Below are 16,513 nucleotides of genomic sequence, written 5' to 3'. Positions count from 1 at the left end.
TGCTCCGAACCGTCACAGGCTCAGAGCGCTCAAAATCTTACATTGGAATTGTATTCCGTGCAGTGAGAGTGCAAGAAATTAAGGTGAGCAACTACCAAAACCTTCAGTGCTCCCCAAAAATTTTTTGAGTATTTCTCAAGAGCAAGTGGACTGCATAGCCTTGCACTCACACTGTTGAGAGAAAACTTATCATTTCACATCTGATAGGGATTCAAAAATTTCCCCTAAATACTAGGAAGGAGCGAAACCTCACAGCGAGATTCCGCCCCTTCCAAACGCCTAACCATGCGGTTCAGCAGAGAACTTTAGTCTTCCAGGGCCTTAGCCAAAGCATCGCGCTGCTCACGAACCTCAGCAGGCAACTTGTCACCGAACTTAGCCAGCCACTCGTCGATGCCAGGCAGCTCAGCAGTCCACTCTTCCTTCGAGACAGCCAGAGCAGCCTTCAGCTCATCCTCGGAGATTTCCAGACCAGTCAGGTCAAGGTCTTCCTTGGTGGGAACGGTGCCCAGGAAGGTCTCCTGGCCGCCAGCCTTACCGTCCAGGCGGTCGCAAATCCACTTCACAACGCGAGAGTTCTCGCCGAAGCCCGGCCATGCGAAGCCGCCATCGGGGGTACGGCGGAACCAGTTGACGTAGTAAACCTTCGGCATATTCTCAGCGCCGTGCTTCTTACCCAAGTCAATCCAGTGCTTGAAGTAGTCACCAGCGTTGTAACCGATGAAGGGCAGCATAGCCATCGGGTCGCGGCGAATCACACCGACAGCACCCTTAGCAGCCGCGGTGGTCTCGGAGGAGAGAGTAATAGCGCGGAAGACGCCCTGCTCCCAGCTCTCAGACTCGGACACCAGCGGGATGGTGGTCTTACGGCGACCACCCAGAACAATAGCGCTCAGCGGCACGCCCTCGGGGTCGTAGTACTCGGGAGCGAGCATGTCGACCTGGGATGCGGGGGTGCAGAAGCGAGAGTTCGGGTGAGCTGCCGGGCGGCCAGACTCGGGGGTCCAGTCCTGACCGGTCCAGTCAATTAGGTGCTCGGGAGTCTCGTCGGTCTTGCCCTCCCACCAGACGGAGCCGTCGTCGGTCAGTGCAACGTTGGTGAAGATGGTGTTGCCCTTTGCGATAGCCTTCATAGCGTTCGGGTTGGTGGAGTAACCGGTGCCCGGTGCCACGCCGAACAGGCCAGCCTCGGGGTTGACCACGCGTGCCTGGTGGTTCTCGTCGAACTCGATCCATGCGATGTCGTCGCCGACCATCTCAGCCTTCCAGCCGTCAATGGTGGGTTCCATCATTGCGAAGTTGGTCTTGCCACATGCGGAGGGGAACGCTGCGGAGATGTAGCGAACCTTACCCTCGGGGTTGGTGACCTTCAGGATGAGCATGTGCTCTGCCATCCAGCCCTCATCGCGACCGATAACGGATGCGATACGCAGTGCGTAGCACTTCTTACCGAGTAGTGCGTTACCGCCGTAGCCGGAGCCGAAGGACCATATTTCGCGGGTCTCGGGGAACTGGACAATGTACTTCTCGGGGTTGCAAGGCCAGGGGACATCTTCCTGACCGGGCTTCAGGGGTGCACCAACAGAATGCAGAGCCTTGACGAAGAAACCGTTGGTCTCGTTCAGCTTGGCAAGAACGTCCTTACCGATGGTTGCCATGATGCGCATGGAGCAGACAACGTATGCGGAGTCGCTGAGCTCAACAGCAATCTTGGGGTTCTTAGCCTTCAGGGAGCCCATGACGAAGGGAATGACGTACAGGGTACGACCGCGCATGGAGCCCTCGAACAGACCGGTCAGGGTCTGCTTCATTTCGACGGGGTCGCGCCAGTTATTGGTCGGGCCTGCGCCTTCTTCAGTCTCGGAGCAGATGAAGGTGCGCTCCTCGACACGTGCAACGTCGTCAGGATCGGAGAAAGCTGCATAAGAGTTCGGGAATTCGTGATCACTGAGGCGAACGAAGGTACCGGCGTCAACCAGTTCCTGTGCCAGGCGGTCATATTCTTCCTGAGTGCCATCCACCCAGTAGATGTGTGCGGGCTGGGTCAGTGCCGCAACCTCGCGAACCCAATCCAGGAGGCCCTGGTGGGTGGTGGGTGCGCTCTGCAGCTCCTTTTCGAGTTCAGCAGAGAGAGTACGAGTTGAGGTGTCAGCCATTGACGTTTTCCCCTTCAATCGGTGGCCCGGATACTACATTGATCCGGTTAGGTCTGCGGTAACAAAGAAGCAGTTAAACACTACAAGCGTGCAAACAAAGGTGAATATGCACGCTTGGACAGTCTCCACTTCCTCGTGATGCTTACAGAATAACGCATTAATGGCCTGCAGAGCTTTCTATGACGCCATTTCTTAAGTTCTGCGCATCACATTCTTAGAGTACGGGAGATTTCTGTAAAGAATTTTTAGGTCGTATGGTGGGACCCTTCGGGGATTTCAGGGGCCCACAGCATCGATTTTAGGGCGCTGAGAAAATATTTTGAAAAAATTTTACGCCACCAAAAACCCTGGAATCATGCGGCAAAACAGGTTGTTATCAAATTTTTCGGAGAGAATTTTGGGTCAATTTCGAGCTTTTCGGCTTGCATACCCTTGGGGACATCCGTATAGTAATACCTGTTGCCGCGACGGGTTGAACAAATCCGAAACGAGGAACATGCGCCTGTAGCTCAACGGATAGAGCATCTGACTACGGATCAGAAGGTTGGGGGTTCGAATCCCTTCGGGCGCACCACCGATCCCCGGTTCTTCGGAACCGGGGATTTTTTATATACCCAGAAGACACACCCGGGAAGATGTCTTTGGGAAACAAGCACACAGAAAACGCTCTGACACAAGCCCCGGGCAGAGCTCAAGCCACCGCATAGTACAACATGTTGCAGTACGACACGTTGCAGGGTCTAGCTAGGCGTAGCAAGGATGCTTCACCAGCTGACGCTGCCCCATCCGTGCCAAAAGCCGCACCTAAAAGTACCCCAACCTGTGAATTCACAGATTTACGCGCCCAGATGACGTGCTCCGGGGCACACCCGCCAAAAAACGCCTAGGATGGAAAGAGGACCCTCCACGCATAGGTTGGAGAGTAGACAACGCAAAGGAGTACTATGGCACAGCTATCCATTCCGCAGTCCCTGATAGGTACGCTCATTGATATTGCTGACTTGGGCACCCTCGATTACTTCCCACCCACCGAACGATGCGCCCACTGGTCCCTCTATGACGCGCATCGCCAAGAACTCCTCTGCCCTTGCGCACCCGCCGCCAACACCACCGCAGAAAAGCTCTTTGAGGCCGCGGCGAAGATTCTCTACGAGAATTTCCCCCGATATATCGACTCACCTGAGGAAATCATTCCTTATACTTCCCGTCAGGAACTCATTGCCGCCCTCCGACGCGGCGATGAGAAAACCAGCGACAGCAAGCCTCTTAAAGAAGAACAGAACGACCTGCAGGCAACCGAAACTACCGCAGACTCCACTGCTGAGGCTCCCGTTGCAGAGGCCAACGAGGGTGCAGTCAGTGAGGATGCCGTGGTAAGCGCAGCCGCCACTCCCAAGCCTGCAGCGCCGAAGCCCGCAGCCCCTACGTCTGCAGCCCCCAAGCCTGCAGTGCCTACTCCCGGTGCTCCCTCCCCCGGCATGTTCCGCAAGTCCACGCTAACCTACCGTCCGCCGCGCATCGAAGAGTACCTGGAGGGTCTGCGTGCCCGTCAACAGACTGCCGAAGCTGCAGAAGCTACTCATACGGAAGCATCTAGCGAGCAGGCACCTGTTGAAGAGTTGCCCGTACTCAGCCAGCCCCTACCGAGTGCGCCCGCCGCCCCGGAGATGAGTGTCCCGAAGCCGAGCAAGCCGAAGCCCGCAGCCCCGATCCCCACGGCTACGGCAGCCATCAGCGCGCCCGCCACTCAGCCGGTAACCACTGAACCGACCGCGCCTCGCGGCATCAGCGAAGAGGACCGCGAACGCAGCTACCGCCTGCGCCCGAGCCTGCGTGCCCGCCTCGAACGCGAAAACATCAGCGAAGAGATCGTGCGCACCATCCTGCGTAAAGGCGCGGTAGAACAACTCAACGACTGGACGATTCGCTTCACTCACGATGATTACCGGGTGGACGTTAACACCGCCTCCGCAGAAATCATTACCGTCATTGACGAATACGACGCCGAATACAACGAAGCGGCACAAGTATCCCTGGCGCACGGCAAATACAACTCGCTCAACGCCCTGGAACTCGAATTCAGCGAGCGCGCCCGTACCTTCTTGAAGAAGAACCCGCCTTTCGTCTTCGACCTGATGCTTCATGCCCTGAGCAACCCTGAGAGCGTGCGTATGGCTGAAGGCTGGACCCGCATCTACGCGGCACAGGGTCTGGAAATTGCGATTTCGCCCGATGAGCGGACCGTTATGGCTCTTGCGAAGAGCCCGGACTTCCATCACCTGCACGCCGAAACCCTGCGCAAGGCGCAGCTCGAAGAGCTCAGTAATGCCCTGGCTCAGCAGGCGGAAGACTCAGAAAATGCCACTGACCAGGCAGAAGATGGCGTAACTCAGGCAGAAAACACCACCGAGGAGGAAAATAATGTCCGTTAAGCAGATCACCGTTCCTCTTGAGGTGTACGTTCGTCTGCAGGAACTTGCCTCCCTCGCCGCCTATAGCTACCGCGATGAGCAGGGTTCCAAAGATAGCACTGCAAACAATAAGCCGTGGGATTTGCTCTCCAAGGACGGCGCATCCCTGCTCGATGAGAACGGCGCGCTCAAGCCCGAAGCAGCAGAGCTCTACTTCACCCTCCTACCGCTCATTGCCCAGGAATTCATGGAGCAGCAGCAGGCACTCGTGGACGCGTACCGTCAGGCACCCAAACCCGCCGCCGCACGCGCCAAGATTCGCCCCTCCAACCAACGCCTCATTCCGCTAACCGAGGTACCGCTGGAGAACCAGCGTATTGCCGCGCGCATTGAGAAGGAATTCTACGGTGACGTGCCGCCGCACCGCCGCATCTACGGTGTGCTCCCCGGTGTAATGGATTACATGATGCGCCACGGGCTCACCTACGAGCTGCTTCTGGATATCATCGAATCCCCCGCAAGCACGGTGGTTCAAGAAAGCGCACAAGAGAACCGCTACGGCCGCGAAGTTACCCTCTACACGCATGAAGAGGAAGGCTACCAGGTGGTGCTCAACCCCCTGACCGCCGAAGTGCTCGCGCTACGCCCGCTGCAGGCTCTCGCTGGAGGCTATCAGCTCTCCCCCGAGGCTCAGGCTCAGCTCAAGTCGCTCGGACTGACCGGCGAGTACATTGCCCGCATCCTGGATGAGGCCGAGGACCGCCGCCCGATTCCCGGTAGTAGCCGCACCGTGTACTCGCTCAACGGCTACCAGATAGAGTTCTCGCACTCCGACCAGCAGGTAGTTCGTATTAGTCGCGGCACCGCGCCCAACCGTAACCCCTTCGAGTCGCAGCCGAGGATGAGCGGTACCAAGAGGCAGCGCGGCCGTAAGATCCCGCACGATGTGGATGCATTCGTGCACTTGCTGCAGGAGCACGGCTTCACCATCACTATGGGCGGTAAGCACTACGATATTCGCCACGAGAAGCTGGCTCCGGGTCAGAAGGCGGTCACCTCCGTAACCCCCTCGGATTCGCAGCGCTGGCACCTGAACTCGGCTCGCCAGATCCGCAATACCTTCGGTATCGACCTGCGCTACGCTGATCCGCGCGATAGTGTATGCGGTATTGTGCGCGGCCCCGGAGGAAGCGTCCAGAACGCCGATCACCACAGCGCAGACACGCAGGACACCGAGAAGACCTCGGAGAAGGAATCCGAGTAGGTCTTCGTCACCATTAAAGCGCGCCTACGTGCCGGTTCTCTATACTGCCCCCAGCATGTCTTTCCATCTGGGGGCAGTATTCATATATGCCTATATCCTGCGCTGTCAGGGCTTTAAGCGGTAGACTGGGAACAATACAGACATGCTATTCAGCATAAAAATTATTCTGCGTTCCCGTGATATGCGTGACGGTAGGGTTGGGGATACACCACAAAGTACGGTGAATAACAGTCCCTACCTCTACAATAGAAACGCATCACTACAGAAGAAGGAGAACGCATGGGCGTAACGATTAAGGTCACTGACGAAGCAGGCGTAAACTACGATATTCAGTGGGAAGACCACCACACCCTCCTGGAAGCCCTCCAGGCTAACGGCGTACCGGTCCTCGCAACCTGCGGTGGTAACGCATCCTGCGCTACCTGCCACGGCTTCATCGACCCCGAGCACTTCGAAGCTTCCGGTGAACGCACCGAAGCTGAGCAGGATCTGCTCGACATGGTCGATGATGTTGCAAACGAGTACTCTCGCCTGTGCTGCCAGGTCGAGTATGCCCCCGGTATGGACGGAGCAGAAATCCAAATGCAGGCGGCGATGTAACTATGTTCAAATCGGCTCAGGTGCTCGCATCAACCACCTTCCTCTGCTGCGCGCTCGCGCTCAGTGGATGCGGCGCGTCCCAGGCCGGTCAGGAAGCTGAAGGCACCTCAGCAAATCCGAGCGCATCAGCTTCGGTCAAGCCCGGCACGATTCGAGTAGCCTCTGACGGGGCTACCGCTTCGGTGACACCGGGCTCCATTACCGTGGTGAATTCCCCCGAGGCGGAGAACCACGAATCTTCCTCTGAACACTCCGAGTCTTCTTCCCACACCGAGACTCACAAGTCTGAGCAGAACTCTGACTCTCATTCTTCTGAGTCCTCCCGCGAGGGTTCCGATCAGAATAAGTCAGACAACTCTGCAGATTCTCAGAAGAGCTCAAACTCGTCTTCACAGTCGGGTTCCAACTCTTCAGGTAGTTCCTCGAACTCCTCGGGTTCTTCGAGCTCGTCGAAGAAATCCTCTAGCTCCTCCAGCAATACTGTTGCTGAGGGCCCGACCCAGTGCGATCTGGATGATTTGAACATTTCAGTATTCATTGGAAATGGCTCTCCCGGCGCCCGAAACTATACCCTGTACTTCCAGAACTCTTCGGATTCTTCCTGCACCCTGCGCGGCTACCCGCGTGTGGTACATGCGGGTCCTTCAGGCACCTGGATTGGTCGTGAGGCATCCACCTCCGACGAGTATATGAACCCTGCAGGCGTAACCCTCAACCCCGGCGATAGCACCACCGCGGTACTGCGTTCGGTGTACCCGGCACGCTTCGGTGATGATTGCGGTAGCCGCCCGGTTCAGGGTTTTCTGGTGGGTCTTCCCTCGGGTTCCGGCGGCGTGATTGTTCCGCTGGATACTACCGCTTGTTCCTCATCTGTTCCGCAGCTGTCGGTGGGTCAGTTTGGTGCCCGCTAACGCGCCCGTTGCAGGTGTGAATACTCTGGCACCTCTTGTGGACCTATAGTTCAAGGGCGGTTCCCCATGATGGGAGAACCGCCCTTGAACTATCTATAAGTCTAAATCTAGGGTTTAGCTTTAGCTATACCGTAGGCGCTCGCTTAGAGAGAGCGAGTAACCTCATCGTAGCTGAAGCGTGCACCGCGCGGGTATGCGGGACCCTCACCGTGACCGAGGTTGACGATCAGGAACGGGATCTCGGCATTGTCCGCGAAGAATTCTTTCCTGATGCCGACGAAGTCTGCGCCGGTCATGGGGCCAGCATCCAGACCGAGGGCACGGATTGCGGTGATGAAGTAGCCTGCCTGCAGGTGAGCGCTCAGCTCAGCGGCGGGGGTGGCAAGCTCCTCAGTGGTGTAGTAGCTCTTGATGAAGCCGGCAGCATTGGGGTTGAAGGTGTCAGCGTGCTCTACCCAGTTTGCGTCTGCGGAGAGAATCGCAGTCACCGGTGCCGCCTGAGTCTTTGCCTTATTGCCGTCTGCCAGGTGTGCGACGAGGCGCTCGCGTGCCTCGGAGCTCTTGACCCAGGTGATGCGCAGGGGCTGGTTGTTGAAGGCGGTGGGGCCGTAGAAGGTCAGTTCCTGGATGCGGCGCAGCTGCTCGTCGGTGACGGGCTCCTCGGTGAAGGAGGAGGCGGTGCGCGGCTCGTGGAAGAGGTTGATGAGCTGTTCTTCGTTCAGGCGGGTCATGGTGAGGCTCCTTTTGGTTGTTCCCTCGGTCGATTACTTTACGGGTAAAACATTACATGCTCTGTAGAAACCCTGTCAAGCACATCTTCCTCCCCCCAGCCCCCAACAATTCAAGAGGTGCACACCATAAACCCCGCCATAATAGATACATGACCGACGCACTCTCCCATTTCTCCGCCCCCGTACGCGACTGGTTCCGCGCCACCTTCAGCGCACCCACCGCTGCCCAAGAATGCGCCTGGGAGAGCATCCGCAACGGCAACAACACCCTCATTATTGCCCCCACCGGCTCCGGCAAAACCCTCGCTGCCTTCCTCTGGGCACTCGACGCCCTGCACCGCGAACACGAAGCCGGAACCACAGGCGGCACGCGCATCCTCTACATCTCGCCCCTCAAGGCACTCGGCGCCGATGTTGAACGCAATCTGCGCGCACCGCTGACCGGAATCACACGCCTGAGCGGAAACAACACAGACGAACCGAACATCAGCGTGGGCGTGCGCAGCGGCGACACCCCCGCACGCGAACGCCGCCAGCTCATCAGCAACCCGCCCGATATTCTCATCACCACCCCCGAATCCCTCTACCTCATGCTCACCAGCGCCGCCCGCAACACCCTCGCGGGCGTGACCACCGTGATCGTGGATGAGATTCACAACCTCGCCGCCACCAAACGCGGCGCACACCTGGCGGTCTCCCTCGAACGCCTCGACGCGCTCCTCGAAAAGCCCGCACAGCGCATTGGACTCTCCGCAACCATCGAAAACCCGGAGACAGTCGCCCGGTTCCTCGGCGGCATTCAGCCGGTGACCATCATGAGCCACCCGGGCACCAAAGAATGGGATCTGCGCCTGAGCGTGCCCGTACCCAATATGGCGGCGCTCGGAGGCGCCAACGACTACGGGCAAGGGCTCTACGCATCCTCGGAGGTAACGGGCGGCGGGGGCTCAGAATCTACCGGCTCACCGCGGGGCACAGCACACCCTACCTCTAGCGCAGCAAATACCCCGGCGAGCGTGCCCTACACCCTGGAAGATGCCATTGGCCTATTCCCCGGACAGGAAACCGGTCAAGAAACCGGACAGGCAAACCCGGCGAGAAAGGGCGATAACGCCGCGCCCGAAAATACGCTCACCGTTTCGGAAGAGGTATTGCGAGAAGGGGCGCTGCACGAAAAGGCGTTGCGAGACACAGCCAATAGCGAGCGCCCCGAGACCTCTATCTGGCCGCGTGTGCAAGAGCGCATCGTCGACCATATTGAGAACAACCGTTCTACGATTGTTTTCGTTAACTCGCGCGGACTAGCGGAAAAGCTCACCGCGGCACTCAACGATATTCACCTGCGCCGCGTCCTCGCAAAGCAGGGAATCGACCCCGAAGACTACACGGCAGGCATCTGCGACATCACCGAGGTACCACCGCTCGCCCGCGCACACCACGGCTCCGTATCCAAGGAACAACGCACCCTCATCGAGGAGGCACTCAAGGGCGGAACCCTGCGCTGCGTCGTCGCTACCAGCTCCCTGGAGCTGGGTATCGACATGGGCCACGTGGACCTCGTAATCCAGGTGGCCGCACCTCCCTCAGTCGCCTCCGCACTGCAGCGCGTGGGCCGCGCCGGACACCGCGTGGGGGAAATTTCGCGCGGATTCTTCTACCCCAAGCACCGCGGCGACCTGCTCGGTGCAACCGTCACACTCACCGGAATGCGTAGCGGAACCCTCGAACCGCTCACCATCCCCACCAACCCCCTGGACGTACTCGCACAGCAGACCGTCGCCGCCTGCGCGTTGGGACCCATTAGCGTGGACTCCTGGTACGAGGCGCTACGCCGCAGCGCACCCTACGCCGAACTGCCGCGCGCCCTCTTCGACTCCGTGCTCGAAATGCTCGCCGGACGCTACCCCTCCGACGAGTTCGCCGAACTGCGCCCACGCATCATCTGGGACCGCACCCCCACCGAGGAGGCGCCCTCCGGCAGTATTGAGGGCCGCCCGGGCGCACAGCGCCTCGCAGTCACCAGCGGCGGCACAATTCCCGACCGCGGGCTCTTCCCCGTCTACCTGGTCAGCGGCGATGAAGAGCGCGGCCCGAAGCGTGTGGGTGAGCTCGACGAGGAAATGGTGTACGAATCCCGCGCCGGCGAGGTTATTACTCTCGGCGCGAGCAGTTGGCGTATTGAAGAAATTACGCACGATGCGGTGCGGGTCTCCCCCGCGCCCGGTCAGCCCGCGCGCCTACCCTTCTGGCACGGCGACCGCATGGGCCGCCCCTACGCCCTGGGCGTGCAGACGGGTGCATTCACGCGCGCGCTCTCCAGCCTGGACGCCATCGATAGCGCCGCCGCCCGCCAGCAGCTCGAACAGCTCGGACTGGACACCTGGGCGGTTGATAACCTGCTCACCTACCTGCGTGAGCAACGCGAATCCACCGGGGCGGTCCCTTCCGACACCCGCATGATCGTGGAACGGCACCGCGACGAACTGGGCGATTGGCGCGTGATCCTACACTCACCGCTCGGCTACGGGGTGCACGCGCCCTGGGCTCTAGCGGTACGCGCCCGCATTGAGGAGCGGTACGGGGTGGATGCCTCCGTCATGGCGAGCGATGACGGCTTGATTCTGCGCCTGCCCGCCATGGAGGATGTGCCACCCAGCGCTGACCTGTTCCTTTTCGACCCGGATGAGCTGGAGGCAATCGTCACTGAAAGCGTGGGCGATTCAGCGCTTTTTGCGTCTCGGTTCCGTGAGAATGCGGCGCGTGCCCTGCTGTTGCCACGCCGTGATCCGGGTAAACGCACCCCCCTGTGGCAGCAGCGTCAGCGCGCTGCGCAGCTGTTGGATGTGGCGCGTAAGTACCCTGACTTTCCGGTGCTTTTGGAGACGGCACGCGAGTGTCTGCAGGATGTCTACGATGTTCCGGCGCTAGTTCAGGTACACCGTTCGTTGCAGTCTCGGGCGGTGTCCATGCTGGAGGTTGAGACAAACGACCCTTCGCCTTTTGCAAGAACTCTACTCTTTGAGTACGTTGCCGAGCACCTCTACGACGGGGATGCGCCCGCCGCCGAACGCCGCGCCGCCGCGCTGTCGCTGGACCCCGCGCTACTGGCTGAGTTGCTGGGGTCGAGCGGTCTGCGTGACCTGCTGGATCCGGCGGTGCTGGTGCAGACTCAGCAGCGTCTGCAGCGCACAGGTGAGCGTTATCGTGCCTACGGTGTGGAGGGCGTGGCGGATCTTTTACGTCAGCTGGGTCCGTTGAGCGCGCAGGAGTTGAGTCTGCGTATGCGGACTGACAGCCTGCAGACTGCGGCGCACGGTTCGCAAGATTTCGGCGAGTCCGAGGACTCTGAACACTACGGCGAGGAGTACGGCGCGCACGCCAGCACGACTGAGGCGCATGCCCTAGCGGAGGAGCTGGTGCGCTCACGCCGCGCGTTCTCGTTCATGGGAGCTGCCGGTAGTTCCGCCGAGCCGCAGCTGTACTATGCGGTGGTTGAGGATGCCGCGCGCCTACGCGATGGACTGGGTATTATGCCCGCCGCAGCGCTTCCTACTGCCCTGTTAGAGCCGGTCGCCGAGCCTTTAGAGGATCTGGTTTCTCGCTATGCGCGCACCCATATTCCCTTTACGGCGCAGCAGGCGGCGGAGCATTTTTCGCGTCTGACCCCGGTGGGTGTGGGTGTGCTGGCTCCGGTGTTGCAGCGTCTTCAGCAGCAGCGCCGTCTGAGCTCTGGTGAGTTCCTGCCCGAGGTGTTGCGTGCCTCCGGGACGGCTGGTGTTGAGTGGGTGGATGCGCAGGTTTTGCGCACGATTCGCGCCCGTTCTCTGGCAGCGTTACGTGAGGAGATTGAGCCGGTATCGGCGCAGGTCTATGGCATTTTCCTACCTTCGTGGCAGAACGTTCGTTCTTTATCTGTGCGGGTTGCGCAGACCCTACCGGAGGCAAGCGCCTACGGTGCATTCATACCCTCCCGCCGCACCGCCGCTGTGGTGGGCGAGAGGGTGGCACCCCTCGGCTCGGCAGCACCCAACCCGATGGCACTCAACCCGGCGGCACACACCCCGATAGCACAGAACGGTGCAGAAAACGGCATCGCTCATGCGGGCCAGGATTCCGCCTCCACCACGGAGGATCTGCTCACCGCCATCGACCAGCTCGCGGGTGTGCGCGTACCGGCTTCTGCACTGGAGACGCTGATTCTTCCAGCACGCGTGCCCGGTTACCAGCCGCACATACTGGACGAGGTCATGGCCAGCGGCAGGGTGTTCTTCACCGGTGCCGGTCAGCTCGGCGGGGGTAGCACGCAGAAGTCTGACGGCTGGATTCGCCTGCATTTGAGCGAGAGTTCTTCGCTGACTCTGGGTGAGGACTACCCGGAGCAGCTATTGCGCACGGAGAACCCGGAGCTCTGGGAGGCGCTGCAGGCTCCGGGCACGCTCGAGCACGCCATCTATGAGGCGCTGGCTCACGGCGGCCTGTTCGTGTCGGCACTGCGTGAGCGAGTGGTGCAGCTGATGAGGGCGGCGGCACCTGCTGGTCAGGTAGTGACTTTCCCGGATGCTGCGGAGGTTTCGGCGGCATTGTGGCGCTTGGTGTGGGCTGGTGCGGTGACGAACGATAGTTTCGCACCGGTTCGGGCGATGCTTGCCGGTGTCCGCAGTGCGCATCCGACTCCGGCGGCTGCCGCGCGTCTGTCGCGGGTAGGTCGCCGCGGTGCGGGTCGTATTGCGGCGGCACGCGCCTCCATGGGTAACGGCATGGCGGGCGGTTTCAATGCTGGCAATTATGGTTCCGGCGGCTACTCTGCGCCTGCCACCGGGCGCGGTCTGCATTCCCTGCGCAACAATTCCCTCCGCGGCGGGCTCCATACCATCACTCCCACTGTTGCCCCGCAGGATAGCGGTCGCTTTTCACGCGTGGACACGCTGCTACAGGAGCCCGTGGAGGCAACGGTTGCGGCACTCGCACGCGCCGACCTGTTACTGGACCGCTACGGTGTGCTGACTCGCGGATGCTTGCAGGTGGAGGATTCTACCGGCGGGTTCTCGCAACTGTACCGGATTTATTCGGCGGCTGAGGATCGTGCGCTGGTACGTCGCGGCTACTTTATTGAGGGTTTGGGTGCGGCGCAGTTCGCCGCCCCCGCAACCGTGGACCTGCTGCGTTCTACCGCCGATAATCTCAGCGTTCCCACAGGTCCACAGAGTTTTGGTGCGAGCGCCTACACCCCGCAGCGTACAGATACGGAACAGGTGTACGGCACGTTCACGGTGACCCTGTTGGCAGCAACCGACCCGGCAAACCCGTACGGTGCGGCGCTGAGCTGGCCCGCGATTCCCTCCTTCGCGCATGAGGGCGCGGGAGTGGTCAAGCACCGCCCGGCACGCAAGGCGGGCGCCTGCGTAGTACTGGTGGACGGCGCACCGGTGCTGTATGTGGAGCGTGGCGCGAAGACCCTGCTGGCTTTTACCACCGACCCGATACTTCTGGAGGCGGCAGCCCCCGCCCTGGCGCGCCTGGTGTCTGCCGTTGGTGCGGAGAAGATTTCGGTGGAGAAGGTCAACGATGTGGAGCTTTTGAACACCCACACACTGGATACATCCACACCGGGCGCATCTACGCTGGGCATCTCCGGCGGCGAGGTTATGGAGCATCCGGTGGAGGCACTGCGTGCAGCACTGCAGGCGCAGGGTTTCTACGCAACGGTTCGTGGCCTGTCGCTACACCGTTCCATTTAGGCTGAGCAGAACCTCAAACTTAACCTCAGATTAAATTATTTCTCTCACCCTCAACCTGAGCATCATAATGCCCCGCACCCTCACGGAGGGGGTACGGGGCATTATGTTTCCCTACTCACGAACCGGGTGGTGTTTCCGGAATCCACCACGTCGCAAGCGGCGCGGCGGAGGAATAACCACCCGGATGCCCACGGCATCTTCACCCTGGAGCACATAACCAAACATCGGAGCGGGAAGTCTAGGGCGCTCCCCTAATAGCTTCAGAATTGTCGGCTAGTAGCCACCGGTGAGGGTGTCAACGGCACCCAGGCACAGGTCGATGGCTTCTTCGAGCCCGAGCCCGCGGGAGTGAACGGTGCGCTGATCGCGGGGGTTGAGTTGCACGACGTGCAGGGCGAAGTAGTCGACAAGTTGCAACCAGCCTCCGAGAATGACGCGGGTGCGGTCATTAATCGGCATACCAGTACGTTGAAGCATCCATTCGAGGTAGTCGGTGGGGTTGTTCGGGAAGTCCTCCCCACCGGGGGTGGGGACACCGGCTACAACGAGGAAGTAGGTGCGCAACGCCCTGCGGAGTGCTTCCTCGGGGTTTTCGTGATGCTCGCCAAGAGCCTCAAGGACTGAGTTGGCTTCGCGTCGGGTGACGGCTGCCGCCAGGGAGTCTTTGCCGGGGAAGTAGTGGTAGAGCAGAGCGCGGGTAATGCCTGCATCGCGGGCGATAGCGCTCATGGAGGCACCGAGCACGCCACGTCGAGCGAAATGTTCTGCAGCAATTTTTAGAATTTGCTCTTCGCGTTCGTGCGGGTCCATACGCAGGGCACCGGTGCGAGGCTCCGCATTCTTTTGTGAATGTTCCATACCCTCTCCTATCGCATTTTCCGGTGCTTTGGAATTGTCCGATTGCACCGCTGTAATTTGGGGTTTTCCTTTAATCTGTGCGCCCTTGCGCTGTTTCTGTCCCATTTCGACCCCTTCGTTCGAAATATCGAACTTCTGTTTCTTAATCGTACCGCTTTAAGGGTAATTTCAGTCTTTATTAAGGCTTTTATGACGTAGGTTGCCTAGCTTAGCAGGTCTTTAATTGCTTTACATCTTTTATACTTAGAAAAACCACAGGGGCTAAATTGAGGCTTATTAGTTTCTGATTTGACAGTATTTTCGAAAATACCGCACTTAAACGCTGTTTTTTGCAAAAATAATGCAGTTTTTTTAAATTAAATGTCCGATAATTTCAAGAATTTGTGAAGTTTTCGTTTTTTGTTCCACATATTCACACAAACATTAATGAGTGTCAGACAAAACTGATTCCCCAACCGCACATCAAACCCACGACAATATTTCTGTCTGCCTCATCAGCAGGCAATCCGGTTCAGCTTACCTCGACCCCAGCCCCGCTCAGGTGATAAGGTTCAGGCGGTAGAGTAGAGCCATGCCCACACAGAACACCGCACGTACACAGCCTAACGCACGCCCCGATACACAGCAGAGAATACAGCCCGGTGCCACCTATCAGGCAAAACCGGCACGCCGCACGCATCGCCGCCTACTGACCCCTCCGCTGACTCAGAAAAATGGTATCGACCCGATTCAGTTAACCCTGCCACTCTTGGAGGAGCTCCCCGCCGAGCTCACCCCGAACAATGCAGCTCCGGTAACCATTGCGGATTATCTGGTTGCGCGCTTCTACCCAAACAACCCGCAGATTATTCACGCCCGTTTCAATACCGGTGAGGTGCGTCTGGATGACGGCACGATTCTGAGCAGCGATAGCCCGTACATGCCGGGCGAGCGCATCTGGTACTTCCGTGAGCTTGCCGATGAGCCGCAGCTACCCTCCGATATGCCGGTGCTCTACGAGGATGAGCACGTGCTGGCGATTGATAAGCCGCATTTTCTGCCGACCACCCCGCGCGGCTCCTATATTGCGCAGACCGCGCTAACCAAGCTGCGGGTGCGTGAGCAGAACCCGTTGCTGATTCCAATTCACCGTCTGGACCGCCCAACCGCCGGCGTACTGCTTTTTGCTAAGACGGTTCAGGCGCGCCGCCCTTTCCAGATGATGTTTCAGCATCGTCAGGCGTCGAAGACCTACCGCGCTGTGGCGCCGGTTCCCGCCGATGTTACCGCCGCCGAGCAGGCGTTGAGTACGGAGGGACTGCAGGTGCGTTCGCATATTCAGAAGATTCGTGATCAGCTGCAGGTTCAGCAGCTGTCCGAGCAAGAGTGTGCGGCACAGGGCGTGGAGCCGAATACGCTAACGACCGTAAAGATTCTGCGGACTTTCACCCCGAGCGCGCAGGCTGTTGAGGGGTGGCGTGCCGAACCTGCACTGAACAAAAAACAAGAATGGGCGCTCTATGATTTGGAGCCTCACACCGGTAAGACCCACCAGTTACGGGCGCACCTGAACCTTTTGGGTTCCCCCATTCTGGGCGATGTGCTATACCCGCAGGTGCTGCCCGACACCCCAGACCGTCCCGAGTACCCGTTGCAGCTGCTGGCGTACAGCCTGCACTTTGAACACCCCATCACCGGCGAGCGGGTTGACCTACACAGTGGGCGTTCACTGGCCGCCGCCTAACCCGTTTTTGAGTGGCGTTCACCCCGTTCCCCGCATTGTGTCTTCTCGGCAGGCTCTCGAAAAGGGGTCACACCCGAGAGCCCACCCCACAGTGTTCAGGCGCTCAGAGGGCAAAAGGTGG

The 16,513-nt window shown here is 59.5% G+C and carries 9 protein-coding genes and 1 tRNA gene; 7 read left to right on the top strand and 3 right to left on the bottom strand.

The window, feature by feature from the left end; translation table 11 throughout:
• Nucleotides 1-305 precede the first annotated feature (305 nt).
• On the bottom strand, nt 306-2,156 hold the full coding sequence (locus ACUXHH_RS08125; protein WP_279742196.1) for a phosphoenolpyruvate carboxykinase (GTP): 1,851 nt from the start codon (nt 2,154-2,156) through the stop codon (nt 306-308).
• A 498-nt stretch (nt 2,157-2,654) separates the two neighbouring features.
• Between ACUXHH_RS08125 and ACUXHH_RS08120 the strand changes: the two genes are divergently transcribed.
• From ACUXHH_RS08120 to ACUXHH_RS08100, 5 genes are all read left to right on the top strand, one after another.
• Nucleotides 2,655-2,730, top strand: a tRNA-Arg gene (locus ACUXHH_RS08120).
• A 370-nt stretch (nt 2,731-3,100) separates the two neighbouring features.
• Nucleotides 3,101-4,588, top strand: coding sequence for a DNA repair protein (locus tag ACUXHH_RS08115; protein ID WP_314078184.1), 1,488 nt, complete (start codon nt 3,101-3,103; stop codon nt 4,586-4,588).
• Nucleotides 4,578-5,831, top strand: coding sequence for a cell wall biosynthesis glycosyltransferase (locus tag ACUXHH_RS08110; RefSeq protein WP_279791320.1), 1,254 nt, complete (start codon nt 4,578-4,580; stop codon nt 5,829-5,831). The genes ACUXHH_RS08115 and ACUXHH_RS08110 overlap by 11 nt, the downstream gene beginning before the upstream one ends.
• A gap of 279 nt (nt 5,832-6,110) precedes the next feature.
• Complete coding sequence (locus tag ACUXHH_RS08105; RefSeq protein WP_005507166.1) at nt 6,111-6,431, top strand: 2Fe-2S iron-sulfur cluster-binding protein; 321 nt, start codon at nt 6,111-6,113, stop codon at nt 6,429-6,431.
• A gap of 2 nt (nt 6,432-6,433) precedes the next feature.
• The gene (locus tag ACUXHH_RS08100) at nt 6,434-7,342 is read left to right on the top strand and encodes a DUF4232 domain-containing protein (protein ID WP_279742199.1); all 909 of its coding nucleotides are present in this window, start codon (nt 6,434-6,436) and stop codon (nt 7,340-7,342) included.
• A gap of 143 nt (nt 7,343-7,485) precedes the next feature.
• On the opposite strand, the gene ACUXHH_RS08095 is transcribed toward ACUXHH_RS08100, so the two are convergent.
• Complete coding sequence (locus tag ACUXHH_RS08095; RefSeq protein WP_279742200.1) at nt 7,486-8,073, bottom strand: malonic semialdehyde reductase; 588 nt, start codon at nt 8,071-8,073, stop codon at nt 7,486-7,488.
• A 149-nt stretch (nt 8,074-8,222) separates the two neighbouring features.
• Between ACUXHH_RS08095 and ACUXHH_RS08090 the strand changes: the two genes are divergently transcribed.
• Nucleotides 8,223-13,811 (top strand): DEAD/DEAH box helicase, encoded by a 5,589-nt coding sequence (locus tag ACUXHH_RS08090; RefSeq protein WP_458391199.1) that lies wholly within the window; start codon nt 8,223-8,225, stop codon nt 13,809-13,811.
• 273 nt (nt 13,812-14,084) lie between these two features.
• On the opposite strand, the gene ACUXHH_RS08085 is transcribed toward ACUXHH_RS08090, so the two are convergent.
• Entirely contained in the window at nt 14,085-14,669 is a 585-nt protein-coding gene (locus ACUXHH_RS08085) for a TetR/AcrR family transcriptional regulator (protein ID WP_458391198.1), read from the bottom strand.
• A gap of 571 nt (nt 14,670-15,240) precedes the next feature.
• Between ACUXHH_RS08085 and ACUXHH_RS08080 the strand changes: the two genes are divergently transcribed.
• Complete coding sequence (locus tag ACUXHH_RS08080) at nt 15,241-16,392, top strand: pseudouridine synthase (protein WP_458391197.1); 1,152 nt, start codon at nt 15,241-15,243, stop codon at nt 16,390-16,392.
• The last annotated feature ends 121 nt before the right edge of the window (nt 16,393-16,513 follow it).

The sequence above is a fragment of the Rothia sp. 110740021-2 genome (assembly GCF_054263775.1).
Note: the sequence above shows the minus strand (reverse complement) of the source record. Positions and strands in the feature narration are given on the sequence as shown.

Bases quoted from the DNA above. Each gene is read 5' to 3' on its own strand.
- ACUXHH_RS08125 (WP_279742196.1), bottom strand. From the start codon at position 2,156: ATGGCTGACACCTCAACTCGTACTCTCTCTGCTGAACTCGAAAAGGAG.
- ACUXHH_RS08115 (WP_314078184.1), top strand. From the start codon at position 3,101: ATGGCACAGCTATCCATTCCGCAGTCCCTGATAGGTACGCTCATTGAT.
- ACUXHH_RS08110 (WP_279791320.1), top strand. From the start codon at position 4,578: ATGTCCGTTAAGCAGATCACCGTTCCTCTTGAGGTGTACGTTCGTCTG.
- ACUXHH_RS08105 (WP_005507166.1), top strand. From the start codon at position 6,111: ATGGGCGTAACGATTAAGGTCACTGACGAAGCAGGCGTAAACTACGAT.
- ACUXHH_RS08100 (WP_279742199.1), top strand. From the start codon at position 6,434: ATGTTCAAATCGGCTCAGGTGCTCGCATCAACCACCTTCCTCTGCTGC.
- ACUXHH_RS08095 (WP_279742200.1), bottom strand. From the start codon at position 8,073: ATGACCCGCCTGAACGAAGAACAGCTCATCAACCTCTTCCACGAGCCG.
- ACUXHH_RS08090 (WP_458391199.1), top strand. From the start codon at position 8,223: ATGACCGACGCACTCTCCCATTTCTCCGCCCCCGTACGCGACTGGTTC.
- ACUXHH_RS08085 (WP_458391198.1), bottom strand. From the start codon at position 14,669: ATGGAACATTCACAAAAGAATGCGGAGCCTCGCACCGGTGCCCTGCGT.
- ACUXHH_RS08080 (WP_458391197.1), top strand. From the start codon at position 15,241: ATGCCCACACAGAACACCGCACGTACACAGCCTAACGCACGCCCCGAT.